This window comes from Maridesulfovibrio sp. (assembly GCF_965230075.1).
In the GTDB taxonomy this organism is placed as follows: domain Bacteria; phylum Desulfobacterota; class Desulfovibrionia; order Desulfovibrionales; family Desulfovibrionaceae; genus Maridesulfovibrio.
On record NZ_OZ245945.1, the window covers coordinates 1,720,848 to 1,734,423 of the forward strand.

14 protein-coding genes are annotated in these 13,576 nt (G+C 49.4%); 6 read left to right on the forward strand and 8 right to left on the reverse strand.

Annotated features, from left to right (window positions below; genetic code table 11):
• Window positions 1-10: 10 nt before the first annotated feature.
• The 8 genes from mnmG to ACO05Z_RS07810 all read right to left on the reverse strand — a co-directional run bounded on the left by mnmG (window position 11) and on the right by ACO05Z_RS07810 (window position 8,658).
• A complete protein-coding gene (gene mnmG, locus ACO05Z_RS07775; RefSeq protein WP_421901597.1) occupies window positions 11-1,894 on the reverse strand; it encodes a tRNA uridine-5-carboxymethylaminomethyl(34) synthesis enzyme MnmG in 1,884 nt (627 codons plus the stop codon).
• 17 nt (window positions 1,895-1,911) lie between these two features.
• Window positions 1,912-3,132 carry a M20 family metallo-hydrolase gene (locus ACO05Z_RS07780; protein ID WP_421901598.1) on the reverse strand — a complete coding sequence of 407 codons (1,221 nt, stop codon included), beginning with the start codon at window positions 3,130-3,132 and terminating at the stop codon, window positions 1,912-1,914.
• A gap of 270 nt (window positions 3,133-3,402) precedes the next feature.
• On the reverse strand, window positions 3,403-3,693 hold the full coding sequence (locus tag ACO05Z_RS07785) for a PxxKW family cysteine-rich protein (protein ID WP_163295075.1): 291 nt from the start codon (window positions 3,691-3,693) through the stop codon (window positions 3,403-3,405).
• Window positions 3,694-3,840: 147 nt separating this feature from the next.
• On the reverse strand, window positions 3,841-5,169 hold the full coding sequence (locus ACO05Z_RS07790) for an amidohydrolase family protein (protein WP_421901599.1): 1,329 nt from the start codon (window positions 5,167-5,169) through the stop codon (window positions 3,841-3,843).
• Between the two features lie 121 nt (window positions 5,170-5,290).
• Window positions 5,291-6,037, reverse strand: a complete 747-nt coding sequence (mtnP, locus tag ACO05Z_RS07795) for an S-methyl-5'-thioadenosine phosphorylase (protein WP_421901600.1) — start codon at window positions 6,035-6,037, stop codon at window positions 5,291-5,293.
• 89 nt (window positions 6,038-6,126) lie between these two features.
• Window positions 6,127-6,639, reverse strand: coding sequence for an adenine phosphoribosyltransferase (locus ACO05Z_RS07800; RefSeq protein WP_421901601.1), 513 nt, complete (start codon window positions 6,637-6,639; stop codon window positions 6,127-6,129).
• 151 nt (window positions 6,640-6,790) lie between these two features.
• Entirely contained in the window at window positions 6,791-7,255 is a 465-nt protein-coding gene (locus tag ACO05Z_RS07805; RefSeq protein ID WP_421901602.1) for a hypothetical protein, read from the reverse strand.
• Window positions 7,256-7,347: 92 nt separating this feature from the next.
• Window positions 7,348-8,658 (reverse strand): NCS2 family permease, encoded by a 1,311-nt coding sequence (locus ACO05Z_RS07810; RefSeq protein ID WP_421901603.1) that lies wholly within the window; start codon window positions 8,656-8,658, stop codon window positions 7,348-7,350.
• Window positions 8,659-8,804: 146 nt separating this feature from the next.
• On the opposite strand from ACO05Z_RS07810, the gene rsmA reads away from it, so the two are divergent.
• The 6 genes from rsmA (at window position 8,805) to ACO05Z_RS07840 (ending at window position 13,553) form a co-directional block, all read left to right on the forward strand.
• Window positions 8,805-9,593, forward strand: coding sequence for a 16S rRNA (adenine(1518)-N(6)/adenine(1519)-N(6))-dimethyltransferase RsmA (gene rsmA, locus ACO05Z_RS07815; RefSeq protein WP_421901604.1), 789 nt, complete (start codon window positions 8,805-8,807; stop codon window positions 9,591-9,593).
• 222 nt (window positions 9,594-9,815) lie between these two features.
• Window positions 9,816-10,115, forward strand: coding sequence for an HU family DNA-binding protein (locus ACO05Z_RS07820; protein WP_324292750.1), 300 nt, complete (start codon window positions 9,816-9,818; stop codon window positions 10,113-10,115).
• Window positions 10,116-10,168: 53 nt separating this feature from the next.
• Window positions 10,169-10,309 carry a hypothetical protein gene (locus ACO05Z_RS07825; RefSeq protein ID WP_421901605.1) on the forward strand — a complete coding sequence of 47 codons (141 nt, stop codon included), beginning with the start codon at window positions 10,169-10,171 and terminating at the stop codon, window positions 10,307-10,309.
• Between the two features lie 156 nt (window positions 10,310-10,465).
• On the forward strand, window positions 10,466-10,666 hold the full coding sequence (gene rpsU / locus ACO05Z_RS07830; protein WP_015336888.1) for a 30S ribosomal protein S21: 201 nt from the start codon (window positions 10,466-10,468) through the stop codon (window positions 10,664-10,666).
• A gap of 3 nt (window positions 10,667-10,669) precedes the next feature.
• Window positions 10,670-11,116: a GatB/YqeY domain-containing protein gene (locus ACO05Z_RS07835; RefSeq protein ID WP_421901606.1), complete on the forward strand. Its 447-nt coding sequence runs from the start codon at window positions 10,670-10,672 to the stop codon at window positions 11,114-11,116.
• Between the two features lie 127 nt (window positions 11,117-11,243).
• The gene (locus tag ACO05Z_RS07840; protein WP_421901607.1) at window positions 11,244-13,553 is read left to right on the forward strand and encodes an endonuclease MutS2; all 2,310 of its coding nucleotides are present in this window, start codon (window positions 11,244-11,246) and stop codon (window positions 13,551-13,553) included.
• Window positions 13,554-13,576 lie beyond the last annotated feature (23 nt).

Genomic DNA, 13,576 nt, shown 5'->3' on the forward strand with positions numbered 1-13,576 from the left:
AGCCTAATAATTAAATGGCACCGATCTTCTTCAGATGAATTTCAATTGATGAAATTGCAGCTGGGGTAATTCCGGAAATCCGGCTGGCCTGCCCAAGGGTTAGGGGGCGGACTTCTGTAAGTTTTTCAACCGCTTCTCGGGTCAGTCCTGCTACTGCGGAATAATCAATATCCTCAGGTAGGGAGACGGATTCCATTTTACGGAACTTATCCACCAGCTCCTGCTGGCGTACAAGGTAACCTTCGTATTTTATCTGGGTTTCCGCTTCTGCGATTATGTCATCGGCATAGTCTTCAAGCTCAGGCTTGAAATTAGTCATGTCTGCGATGGAAAGCTCGGGCTGACGGAGTATGGCCGCAAGTGAAACTGCCTTATTAGGTACGGTTCCACCTATTTTGTCGATGATTTCGCGGGTCGGTTTGTCCGGTTTGATCTGGGTGGAGTTCATCATTTCCAGAACTTCATCAAGACCTTTCTTCTTAGCAGAATAAAGCGCCCAATGATCGTCTTTGACCAACCCCAGTTCGCGTCCGATTTCAGTCAGACGTAGATCGGCATTACCTTCGCGCAGCAGCAGTCTGTATTCTGCACGGGAAGTGAACATGCGGTACGGCTCCAGTGTTCCCTTGGTGACGAGGTCGTCCACCAGCACGGCAATGTATGCCTGATCGCGGGAAAGCAGGAAAGGATCACGTCCTGTCAGTTTGCAGAATGCGTTGCAGGCAGCCCAGAGTCCCTGTGCCGCAGCTTCTTCATATCCGGAAGTACCGTTGATCTGTCCTGCCAGATAGAGCCCGGGAAGCACCTTGGTTTCAAGGGTCGGCAATAACTGGGTTGGCGGTACGAAATCGTATTCAATGGCGTAGCCCGGACGTACAATCTGGGCCTGCTCCAAACCTTCGATGGAGTGGATCATGCGTTTCTGCACGTCCAACGGGAGGCTGGTGGGGATACCGCTGGGGTAGACTTCAGGACTGTCGTAGCCCTCAGGCTCAAGGAAAATCTGGTGACGTTCCTTTTCAGGAAACCTTGCTACCTTATCTTCAATGGAAGGGCAGTAACGCGCTCCGGTTCCCTTGATCACTCCGGTGAACATGGGAGAGCGTTCAAAGCCGCTGCGGATGGCTTCGTGTGCCTTCTCATTGGTATAAGTTATGTGACAGCTTACCTGCGGCAGGCTGATTTCCTTGGTCCGGAAACTGAACGGCTGTGGCGGATCATCGCCGCGCTGTTCTTCCAGCTTGTCGTAATCAATGGAATCCTTAAGCAGGCGGGGAGTGGTTCCGGTCTTGAGTCGTCCCAGTGTAAGTCCGGCCTCTTCAAGGCTTTTGGACATACCGACGGAAGCAGGGTCGCCCATGCGTCCGCCGCTGAAGTTTTCCAGCCCGATATGCATCAATCCCTGCAAAAAAGTTCCGGTGGTCAGCATCACTGAACGGGAATGGAATTCCTCTCCGATCTGGGTCACAACTCCGGCAACCTTGTCGTTTTCGATGATCAGCGACTCAGCCATAGCCTGCCGTACCCAGAGGTTTTCCTGTGAAAAAATATCCTTTTGGACCACGCGCATGTATTCATTGCGGTCCATCTGGGCGCGGCTGGCGCGTACAGCAGGACCTTTGCGGGTGTTCAGGATACGGAACTGGATTCCGGCCTTATCAGACCAGATGCCCATGTAGCCGCCCAGCGCGTCAATTTCCTTGACCATGTGTCCCTTGGCAAGCCCGCCGATGGCAGGGTTGCAGGATAAATGTCCGATGCGATCTACATTAATGGTCAAAAGCAGGGTTTTCAGGCCAAGGTTTGCGGCAGCCATAGCGGCTTCGCAGCCAGCATGGCCCGCACCTGCGACAATAAGGTCGAATTTTTCCGGCGGCGGCTGTTTTCTGATCATGATACTAACTTATTTTACTAGAAAGGCAGAAGTGCCATTACTTTTGCATCATTGAGTGTGTTGCTGATGGAGCCTTTTTCATTAGGCTGGTGGGCCTGATGCAGCAGGGTGGACCATACAACGGTCTGGTAGCCGCGTTCACGCAGGTGTGCGGCTACGGTTCCACCGCCGATACCGCCTGCTCTGGCGTCTACTCCGTATACTTCTTTGACTGCGTCAACAACTTTTTCCACGATCTCGGCATCAGCCGGGGTGGGCGGTGCAGCCTGACTTTCACTTTCTACGTCCACAGTGATTTTTACGCCGTATTCTTCTGCAACGTAAAGTCCCATACCTTTGACCTGGTCAATGACTTCTTTGAGGTCGTATGTGGGCAGCACGCGGCAGTCGATGTAAAAAACATCCTTACCCGGAATGGTGTTGATGTTTTCTACGTTAGCTTCTTTCTTGGTCGGTTCGAAAGTGGAGTAAGGCGGGGAGAAAAGTTCGTCTTCCTCATCAAAATGGTATTTCAGTTCCGGAACTTCCATGATCATGGCGGCTGCAGCCACAAGGGAGTTTACGCCCTGTTCGGGGGTGGAAGCGTGGCACTGCTTGCCTTCAACAGTTACCTTGAACCATACAGAGGATTTTTCTGCGATTTCAACCAGCGCAGAATCAGGCTCACCGGAATCAGGCACGAGGAAGAGGTCGTTCTTTTTGAACAGGTCTTCGTGCTCTTTTACCATGTATTCAAGACCGTAATGAGAGCCTGTTTCTTCATCGGAAACGAAGATAAGACCGATATTGATGCCCGGGGTCAGGCCGGAATCCAGCAGTGCTTTTGCTGCGATTACAGAGCTGACCAGACCCTGATGGTTGTCCTCAACACCGCGTCCGTAAATGGTGTCGCCGTCCTGTTCCAGCTTGAACGGATCGGTTTTCCAGAGGCTGAGATCGCCTACGGGAACAACATCCATATGCGAAATGATCCAGAGGGTTCTGGAACGATCCTGTCCGGGGATAACAGTAACCAGATTGGGCCTGTAGCCGCACTCAACCCTATCGTCCGGTGCATTGTAGGATTTTACTTCGCCGAATCCGTTTTCTTTCAGATATTCGGTCAGAAAGTCCGCTTTTGCCTTTTCTCCGGTACCGTTGTTGGTGGGGCCGATGGCGGGAATGGCAACCAGCTTGGCGTGGAGGTCGAGAGCTGCGTCTTTCATGTCATCAATTTTTGAAAGAAGCTGAGTGGGCATTGGTATTTCTCCGGTTATGCTTCAGATACAGGGTTATTGAAAATCCGGTCGTGTTCAGGCGTACCAAAGAGAAGAGCCGGAACAAGTCCGGCTCCCATGATACACGAAATGAATCGGTTGAAAAACACTCGTGAGAATGTTTTTCAGGTAATATGCAGTTAACGACTTGCCTGAAAAGACAGTGCTCGCTTGCAACTGGCATCGTACTCATAAAATAAGCTTGAACTCATTTTACGAGCAAAATTAATGAATAATTTTGCTGATGCTCTACTAGCGACCGCGTGCAGCACGCTTGGATGCTTTAAGCGGGTTAACTTTAACTTTACCTTCTTTGTCAACACCGGCACGCACGTGGGTGGCGAAGTTGCATACGCTGTGAGACCACTTTTTAGCGGGCTGAGCGTAGCTGGGACAGTATTTGGAACCTTCGAATTCAACTGCGCGTTCACAACCGTCACATTTTTCAACAACGGTTTCGAGAATTACGCCTTTGTAAGAAAGACCTTCAGCAGTCATTTCTGCACCTTCGAGTGCGTGTACTCTTGCATTCTTTTTAGCCATGTAGCGCCTCCTGTTTGGCAAGTCGCTTGCGAACAAGCGTTAGTTTTATCTTAAATTGCTTTGCTTGGAAAAGCACAAATCCATATGCAGTCTTCCCCTATGTTGTCAAGGAAAAAACTGAATCAAGATTTCAAAAAACATATCCATTTAGCGGTTCTCAATCCGCTTTAAGGCCCATTCTACGGCCTTTTCGGCTTCCCGTGAAATAGTTTCCACATCCACGGTTAAAAATTTTCCTTCTCGGTAGAGAGCCTGTCCATCGCAGACCGTCAGGCTGATATCCTGCCCTCCGGCGGAGTAAATAACGTGCGAGAGGGGGTTGTATACAGGCTTTAGGTGCATCTTGTCCATATTTATAGCAATGATGTCCGCTTTCATTCCCGCTTTAATTGCTCCATTGTCTCCAAAACCAAGAAAATCGGCACCTGAGACGGTTGCCATATCAAGAACTGCCTGTGCGGGCATGGCTTCCGGGTCCTGCAGGAAACCTTTTTGGAGCATGGCGGCGGTGCGCATTTCATCGAACATATCCAGATTGTTATTGCTGGCTGCTCCGTCTGTGCCCAGTCCGGTAGTCACCCCGGCCTCAATAAATTTTGTCAGCGGGCAGATTCCTGAACCCAGCTTGAGATTTGATTGCGGGTTGTGGGCGATCATGGCCTTGGCTTCCCGTATCCAGCTGATTTCCTCGTCTGTGACATCAACGCAGTGATGCAGACGGGTGCGTTCGCGAAGCAAGCCATACTCTTTAAGGATTTCAATTGGCCGTTTGCCAAAAGTATCCAGAGTTAGCTTTGTTTCCGGCACGGATTCCGCTGCATGAATCTGCCAGAGCAGGTCAAGCCGTTCGGCAAGTTCCATGCTTTCGGCCAATTGATCAGGATCGGTAGTAAATACTGCGTGAGGTGTTATCGCCGTTTTAATGCGCTCGTGGCTCGCAAACTGATTGTGCAAAGCTTCTATGACACCCCATGCATCCTGTGCGGTTTTGAAAAAGGGTGAAGGGAGCTTGAAAAAACCTTCTCCGAGCACTGCTTTTATACCTGTTTCATCAACCGCCTTTCCGACCACATCCTCATACATGTAACCGTCAAATATGGCTGTAGTCCCGCTGGCAATCATTTCAGCGCAACCAAGCCGCGCACCTAGTTCAACCAGATCTTTGGTCAACCCGGATTCGATGGGAAACATATAATTATGCAACCATTCCAGCAGGGGCAGGTCATCCGCAACCCCGCGCATGAGGGTCATAGGCACGTGAGTATGGGAGTTGATCAAACCGGGCAGGATAACGGATTTACCACAATCAACGGTTTCATCCGCAACCCATGCTGCCTCAATGTCAGCAGACTTGCCCACAGCAGAAATAGTTGTTCCGCTGACAGCAATAGCCCCGTCCTCAATTAATTCCCGCTCGTCATTCTGGGTAAGAATATAAGAGCCTTTGATGATTAGATCGCATTTGGTTTGTTGCATGAATAGCCCGCACAATTTTTGGGCAACGGAGGTGAAGCCCCGATAAAAGTTTTTGGGATTCTTAAACCCTTTTTACAAAAAGGGTTTAAGGCCCCCGGCAGGGTCGCCGAAGGCCTACATCCTAAATATTTTCAATAGTCTTGATCAGCATGGAAGTGACGTTCTCGGCATTGGCTTTGAAAATAGCGAGGATATCGTCCCATGTGACAGGCGCTTCATCGGTCTTCCAGCAGTCGTAGTCGGTGGACATGGCAACTGCTGCGTAGGGAATTCCGGCCTCGTTAGCGAGGATAGCTTCAGGCGCGGTGGACATGTTGATGATGTCTGCTCCCCATGCACGGAACATGTGTGATTCAGCGCGGGTGGAAAAACGAGGGCCTTCGATTGTAACTACGGTTCCTTTGTCGTGAACGGTAACGCCGAGTTCTTTGCAGGCTGCGGTCATCTTGGCGCGCAGGTCGGCATCGAAGGGTTCTGCCATGGGAGTATGGACCGGTGCGTGCGGAGCAAAGGTCTGATGAAAAGTAAGTTCGCGCTTGCGGGTAAAATCGATGAACTGGTCAATGATTACCAAGTGTCCCCGGTCGATCTCTTCGCGCAGAGAACCAACTGCGGTGGTAGCAAGAATGCAGTCACAGCCGAGATCCTTGAGAGCCTGAATATTGGCCCGGTTGTTGACGTAGGTCGGGGGGATGGTGTGCTCGCGTCCGTGGCGGCCGATGATGTGTACTTCCTTACCCGCGATTTTGCCGGACTTGATGGGAGAGCTGGGTTCGCCCCATACTGTTTTATAGTCTGAGTCCTTTGCATCTTTGAGGATGTCGGGATTGTCCAGTCCGCTGCCGCCGATGATTCCAATTACTGCCATGATTGCTTTTCCTTGTTTGCAAAGGTGAAAAAGAAAAAAGCTCCTGCCGTGATCAGTGATCTGCAGCAGGAGCTTTGACTTGTCTTGATTTAAAGCTGGATGAGGCTGGTAGTATCAATGCCGTTCAGCTTGCTTTTACCGTCGAGGAAAGTCAGCTCAGCGATGAAACCCATGGCAGAAACGTTTGCGCCTGCTTTTTCAACCAGTTTAACCATTCCTTCAGCAGTTCCGCCGGTAGCGAGAACATCATCAATGAGCAGGACATTTTCGTCTTTGGAGACAGCATCAATGTGCATGCTCAGGTTGTCGGTGCCGTACTCAAGGTCGTAACTTACGGAAATAGTTTCGTAAGGCAGCTTACCGGGCTTGCGGATAGGCACGAAGCCGATATCAAGCTTGTTAGCCAGCGGTGCACCAAAGATGAAACCACGAGCTTCGGCCGCAGCGATTTTGTCTATTTTGTAATCAGCAAAGCGTTCAGCCAACTGATCTATAGTATATTGAAATGCTTTAGGCTCAGCCAGAAGCGGGGTGATGTCAAAGTATACGATACCTTCTTTGGGGAAGTCGGGGATATCGCGGATATAGTCCCTCAGGTTCATGAAGTTCCTCCATCGGATTTATTTAATAAAATTTGCTTAAATACTTTCCGGGCTGTTGTCAAAGCGAAGACGCAGGCGCTGGGACTAAAAAAGCTGGAGTCGGTATATGTGTAGGCCAACTCCAGCTTTGAAGTTTGAAAGATAGGTTTGATTAGGTAAGGGAATTACTCATTCCTTCTGCCCGGGTTCCGCCGCCGGAACTGGTGCCGTTGGCTTTATTCTGTTGGTCCTGCAGTTCTGTGAGTTGCGCCTGATACTGCATTAACTCATTTTGCTTTGCGGCAATCTGGTCTTTGTTTTTTTCAGGCTCTTTTTGCAGTTTTTCGATCTCTTCTTTGAGCTTTTTTATCTGTTCTTTAACTTTTTCAATTTGCTGTTCAATGCTTGAAGTGTTTTCAGAGCTTTCTTCGGTTGCTTCCGCCCCAGACTTCATGGATGTCATAGCGGCAAGCTTTTCCTGACCTGCCTGAGAAATGGAAACAGTGTCTCCGTCTGCGCTTTTGCCCATGGTAAGTCTGGTTGACTGGATTTCAGTTTCCTCTGCCGCACTGTTTTTGGCAGTTGACGTTGCGTATGTTTGCTGCGTGTCACCGCCGATACGAAAGTCGAAACTCATATTTTTATCCTCTTTTTAGAGTTATAAGCGTGATACGACTTCCATATCGGCGGACTTTTAGCTTTCTTTAGGGTTGTTTGTTTATTTTTATTTTAATGCGGACAGGTGAGGAAGAATACAGCGGAAAGTGCGCAAAGGATCCACAAGCCCGGTGATACTTCGGAGAGTTTGCCGGTAACGGCTTTCATTAACGGATAGGCGATGAATCCGGCGGTCATGCCGATTCCTAGATTGTAGGTAAAGCTCATCAGGGTAATCACCAGAAAGGCTGGCACAAGTTCGCTGATGTCGGTCAGTTCAAGTTCCTTGCAGGGAGCGAGCATGAGCATGCCCACGACAATCAGGCTGGGACCATATGCACAGGCCGGGATCATTGTCAGCAGCGGAGCGAGGAATAGGGCGGCGAGGAAGAGCAGGGCGGTGGTTACCGCTGTCAGTCCGGTGCGTCCTCCGGCTTCAATTCCTGTTGCGGATTCAACGAATACCCCGGTAGTTGTTGTTCCCAGCAGTGATGCCAGAACAGTGGTGACAGCATCAACCATAAGCGGGCGTTCGATCTGCGGGAGGTCGCCGTTTTTGTCCAGAAGTCCGGCCCGGTGGGATACAGCGTAAAGGGTTCCCATGGTGTCGAGGAAATCAAGGATGAATACGGTCAGGATTACGGAGATGAAGCCCCAGTTGAGCGCGCCCATGATGTCCAATTTGAAAAGGATCGGTTCAAGTGAAGGAGGGGTGCTGAATATTTTTTCCGGCATGGGGGCAACGCCTAAAAACATAGCCGCTGCTGAGGTGGCCAGAATACCGATGATCAGGGCGCCATTGACATTGCGGGCCATAAGGATTGCTGTCAGGAAAAAACAGCCGATAGCCAGCAGGACCGGGATGCTGCTCATGTCACCGAGATGAACCGGGGCACCCGGCACGCCTACAGATACTATCCCGGTGGTGTTCAGGCCGATGAATGCGAGAAAAAGCCCGATCCCGGCTACGAAAGCATTTTTCAGGTTCTTGGGGATTGCCCGGATCAGCCATGAGCGGATTCCAGTAACAGTGAACAGAATAAAAAGTATCCCGCCGAAAAAGATTGCGCCCAGTGCGGTTTGCCATGTATGGCCCATTACCTTGACTACGGTGAAGGCGATAAAAGCGTTTTCTCCCATGTATGGGGCTACTGCAAAGGGACGTTTGGCGTAGAGTCCCATAGCCATGGTTCCGAATACCGCACTGATGATGGTGGCTACCATGCTGGGGCCAAAGGGTATGCCTGCGGCTTCAAGAATTTTGGGGTTAACGATAATGATATAAGCCATGGTGGCAAAAGTTGTCATCCCGGCTATGATTTCGCGGCTGACAGTGGAACCGCGTTCGGTTATCTCAAAGTAGTTGTCCAAAAAAGAACTCATGTGTATCTCCTGAGGTGTTATTTGCATATCAGGAAAATATGCGGCGAAAGCCTTACATATAAACTTTAGGCGGGCAACCTTGAACTTGCCTAGTCGGTTACAGTGAAGTTATGGTTGGTTTTTTAAATATACAAAGTGGAGTTTTTGTGCAGACAAGACACAGAGCCAAAAAGAGCCTCGGGCAGAATTTTCTGCAAGATGCCAATATAGCACGTAAGATTGTAGATAGTCTTAAGATTACGGAAAAAGATTCGATTATTGAAATCGGTCCCGGACAGGGCGCTTTGACAAAATTTATTCTCGAAGCCGGGCCGGAAAGTCTTACGCTGGTCGAAAAGGACCGCGATCTCGCTCCGGCTCTCGAAGCTGAATATCCGGAAGTCCGGGTAGAACTGGAAGATGCCCTCAAATTTGATTGGGCCGGTCTTGATCCCGCTAAAAACTGGAAGATCGTAGGCAACCTGCCATACAATGTGGCTTCTAAAATTATGTGGGATATTGCGGCACAGTGTAATGCTGTTTGCGTCTTCATGGTTCAGCATGAGGTAGCCCAGCGGGTAACTTCCGGACCGGGGTCAAAAAAGTACGGAGCGATCAGTGTCTGGATTCAGAGTTTTTGTCGGACAGATTACCTTTTCAAGGTCCCGCCGACAGTTTTTAAGCCGAAACCTAAAGTTGATTCCGCAGTAATAAAATTTTTTCCACTTCCTGACGAAGAAAAACCCAGTGATATTGAAGGGCTTGCTAAGCTGGTCAAATACTGTTTTCAGTATAGACGCAAACAATTAGGTAAGATACTGAAATCATTCATTTCTGATGCGGTTGTTCAGTGGGCCGAAGATGAGGGTGTTTCGCTCAAAGATCGCCCGGAAGCCTTGTCACCACTGCAATTTCAGACCCTTTATAAATGCGTTAAAAACGATTTTCCCTCTTGACTTGTTGGCGAAAATTTTGTTTTAGATTTTCATCAAGGTCGTTTGTTCAGGCATCCCCGCTTGGTTTTTCAAAGAAAATGCGGGGTAGGGGGCTTGTTTTAAACGGTTTTGAGTGTTAGCTAGACGAATTACTGATCAGGGGTACCTGTCGGTAAAATTATGAACCCAACTCTCGCCTCAGGGTGAGTTTAATGGCAGGCGCGATAACGTGCCGCAATAATCATTTTCCGTTTCAAGGAGGAAGGACTGATGACTAAGGCTGAACTCGTTGTTAAGATTGCTGAAAAAGCAGGAATGACCAAAGCTGATGCAGAACGTTGCCTGAACTACTTTCTGGATACAGTAGAAGAAACCCTCGTTAACGAAGGAAAACTGACCCTTACAGGTTTCGGTACTTTTCAGGTTGACGAAAGAAAAGAGCGCGTAGGTCGCAACCCCCGCACTGGTGAAGAAATCAAGATTCCCGCTTGCAAGGTTGTAAAATTCCGCCCCGGTAAGCTTCTGAAAGACGCTGTAAAGTAGTTTAAGGAGATTTAATTATGTTGCATGGTGAAACCGTTCAGAGTCCTCTTCCTATGGATCTTCCCTGGTGGATGCCTGATCACTTTATCTTCTTCGGCGTCCTCTACATTGTGATCGGTCTTCTTGGTGCCGGTATGGCCTACTGTGCTGTTAAAGCATGGATGGATGCCAAAAAGGACACCGCCGCTCACTAGTATCACTTTCGGGTGAAATTTTTTGTTCAGCATCTGCGTATGCGGATGCTGAACATTTTTTTTGGGGATTGCCCTTGACTCCATGCAATATTTAAGGTTAATAAAAATCTCTTCCGCACATTTTTTGTGCGAGATTAATTTAGGGGGGTGATTTGATTGCCCGGTGTTTATCTCGAAGATTCTGATAACTTTGAAATAGCTCTTCGCCGCTTTAAGAAGCAGGTTGAAAAAGCTGGAGTTCTTTCCGAACTCAAAAAGCGTCAGCACTATGAAAAGCCCAGCGTACAGCGCAAGAAGAAAAAAGCTGCTGCCCGCAAAAGGCTCATCAAAAAAATGCGCAAAATGTCAATGGGTTAGTATATGAGTCTCATTGAGCAGATTGATAAAGATTACATTGCGGCCTTTAAGGCCAAGGATGATGTCAAGAAGGCGGTTCTGAGACACCTCAAGACTGCCATCAAGAATCGCATTGTTGAACTGAAAGGGGAGACCCTTTCTGACGACGAAGTACTTGATCTTGTTGCAAAGCAGATCAAGCAGCGCAAGGACTCTATTGAGCAGTATAATGCTGCTGGACGTCCCGAGCTGGCCGAAGTTGAGGCTGTTGAAGTCGAAGCTCTTTCCGGCTACATGCCGGAGCAGCTTTCCGAAGAGGAAGTTGCGGCTGCTATTGATAAAGCGATCGCCGATCTCGGCGCATCTTCCATGCAGGATATGGGTAAAGTGATGAAAGCCATCACTGAAGCCTATAAAGGACAGGTTGACGGAAAGGTCGTAAGTGGCCTCGTTCGTGCCCGTCTCTCCTGACATCAGCTAAAGCTGAATTTTAACGGCAGGCCCCGGAGTTTCTCCGGGGCTGTTTGCCGTTTTTTCTGTATTGGTGTCCCGGTTCATGCGGGATGCGTGATCTAACACTTTTCTACATTGGAATCCCATGGAGCCAAGATCTCTCCAGCTACTTGAATTTCCGAAAGTTCTTAATGTCCTTTCCGGCCATTGTGTTTCCACGTCCGGTGCAGAGGCTTGTCTTGCCCTGTCTCCCATGGATGATGCCGGTTCCATTAATTCCACAGCCCAATTTTTCAGACAGGGCCAGAATTTCGCAAAAGAAACGGGATTCAGGCTCGGCTCTTTCCCTCCGCTGGAAGGATTATTCCAGTATCTGGTTAAGCCTAACAATGTACTTGATGCTGATGCCCTTTACGCGTTGGTTCAGACCCTCGGTCAGGCCCGTACTCTCAAGGAAGCACTCGAGATCGCTGAAAAGCGGGAATGGGATACCATCATCGAATTTCTTGAAGGTGTAAGCTGGCCTGAAAAGACTTTTTCCGGCCTTAAGCGTTGTCTTGATCAGGATGGTAACATTAAGGACGAAAGTTCTCCCGAACTTTACGATATTCGCCAGTCCATCCGTTCCCTGCACCAGCGTTGCTCCAAGAAAGTTCGCGATTTCATCCACGGTGAAGACATTTCCCGTTTTCTGCAGGATGATTTCATGACCATCACCAACGACCGCTATGTTCTGCCGCTGAAAACAAATTTCAAAGGCCGTTTGCAGGGGATTGTTCACGATTATTCCAATACGGGTGAGACCTGCTATTTCGAGCCCATGTTCCTCGTGGAGCTCAACAACACCATGCAGGAACTCAAGCAGCAGGAAAGGACCGAGGAGCTCAAGATCCTGACCTACCTGACCGGTCTGGTTCGTTCCGAATATGATCAGTGCGAGGCTGCATACGGTTTTCTGGTTGAATATGACGTTTTGCAGGCCAAGATAAATTTTGCCGAAGCCGTTAAAGCTGTTGCTGTCGATGTGCAGTCTGGTTCCGGCTTTGATCTGCGCGGTGCGCGTCATCCGCTTCTCGCTGCTGCCGAGGGTGGTGTTAACCCGCTTAATATCGAGCTGCCCACTGAGCAGAAGGTCCTTATTGTCAGCGGTGGTAACGCCGGTGGTAAGACTGTCTGCTTGAAGACAGTCGGCTTGCTTTCGGCCATGGCTTTCAGCGGAATTCCCGTTCCGGTAGAGAAAGGTTCTGTGCTGCCGTTGTTCAAGGAAATTTTCGTTATCATGGGGGATGAGCAGTCCCTTGAAGAAAGCGTAAGTACTTTTTCCGCCCAGATTCAGTCCATCAGTCGTATTTGGGATTCCATGGATTCCTCAACCTTGTTTATTCTCGATGAATTCGGGGCCGGTACTGACCCGGCACAGGGTGCGGCGCTTGCACAGGCTGTGGTGGACGGTTTGCTTGAAAATGGTGTGACCTGTTTTGCAGCAACGCACTTTCCGGCACTTAAGACATATGCTCTGGTGACCGAAGGAGTACGTGCAGCCAGCGTGCTTTTTGATCCTTCCACCAAAAAGCCTCTTTTCTCCCTTGCCTATGATCAGGTTGGGGCTTCCATTGCGCTTGATGTTGCAAGAGAGCACGGATTCCCTGAATCCCTGCTGAACAAGGCCGAGCAATACTTGCTTATAGATGGTTCTGATTCCGGTTCAGTCATGAACAGGCTCAATGAGCTTGCGGTAAGCCGTGAGAAAGAGCTTGAAGAAATGGATCGTATCAAAGCCAAACTGGAAGCCAAGCGCGCCAAGCTGGAAGAAAAATTTGAAAAAGAACGTCTCACTGTGCTTGCTGATGTCAAAAAGCAGGCTCAGAACGTGCTCAAGGAATGGCAGGACGGCAAGATCGGGCGTAAACAGGCTTTGAAAAAGCTTTCCGAAGCTCGTTCCACTATCGGTGGGGATGAAAAGCCCAAGGCCGAGGTTAAGCCGTTTTCTTTTGATGATATCAAGGTCGGCAAGCCGATTTTGAATATCAGCTGGAACCGTAAAGGTGTGGTCATTGAAAAAGATGAGCGCAAAAAGCGGGTCAAGGTTGATATGGATGGCGTAGCCATGTGGATTCCTGCTGATCAGCTTGGACCTGTGGGCAAGAAAGCCGTACAGGAAAAAGTTCGTCAGGTTGCAGAGAAAGCTGACAAGAAAGCACCCAAGGGTGAAATGACCCTTAAGATCGACCTGCGCGGAAAGCGGGCCGATGTGGCTATCAGCGAGCTGGCACGTTTCTTTGATCAGGCATTGCTGCGCGGGGCTACTGAACTTGAGATTGTTCATGGTCGCGGAACCGGGGCCTTGCGTCGCGAAGTGCATATTTTTCTGGACGGGAATCCGGCGGTTGCCGGGTACAGCCTTGCTCCGGAAGACCGTGGCGGCGACGGCATGACCGAGGTTGAATTAGTATAGTGCAAATTATTGCAGGCCGTGCT

Coding starts and splice junctions, on each gene's coding strand:
- ACO05Z_RS07810 (WP_421901603.1), bottom strand. CDS start 8,658: ATGAGTTCTTTTTTGGACAACTACTTTGAGATAACCGAACGCGGTTCC.
- ACO05Z_RS07800 (WP_421901601.1), bottom strand. CDS start 6,639: ATGAACCTGAGGGACTATATCCGCGATATCCCCGACTTCCCCAAAGAA.
- mtnP (WP_421901600.1), bottom strand. CDS start 6,037: ATGGCAGTAATTGGAATCATCGGCGGCAGCGGACTGGACAATCCCGAC.
- ACO05Z_RS07785 (WP_163295075.1), bottom strand. CDS start 3,693: ATGGCTAAAAAGAATGCAAGAGTACACGCACTCGAAGGTGCAGAAATG.
- ACO05Z_RS07835 (WP_421901606.1), top strand. CDS start 10,670: ATGAGTCTCATTGAGCAGATTGATAAAGATTACATTGCGGCCTTTAAG.
- ACO05Z_RS07840 (WP_421901607.1), top strand. CDS start 11,244: ATGGAGCCAAGATCTCTCCAGCTACTTGAATTTCCGAAAGTTCTTAAT.
- ACO05Z_RS07825 (WP_421901605.1), top strand. CDS start 10,169: ATGGATCTTCCCTGGTGGATGCCTGATCACTTTATCTTCTTCGGCGTC.
- mnmG (WP_421901597.1), bottom strand. CDS start 1,894: ATGATCAGAAAACAGCCGCCGCCGGAAAAATTCGACCTTATTGTCGCA.
- ACO05Z_RS07790 (WP_421901599.1), bottom strand. CDS start 5,169: ATGCAACAAACCAAATGCGATCTAATCATCAAAGGCTCTTATATTCTT.
- ACO05Z_RS07805 (WP_421901602.1), bottom strand. CDS start 7,255: ATGAGTTTCGACTTTCGTATCGGCGGTGACACGCAGCAAACATACGCA.
- ACO05Z_RS07780 (WP_421901598.1), bottom strand. CDS start 3,132: ATGCCCACTCAGCTTCTTTCAAAAATTGATGACATGAAAGACGCAGCT.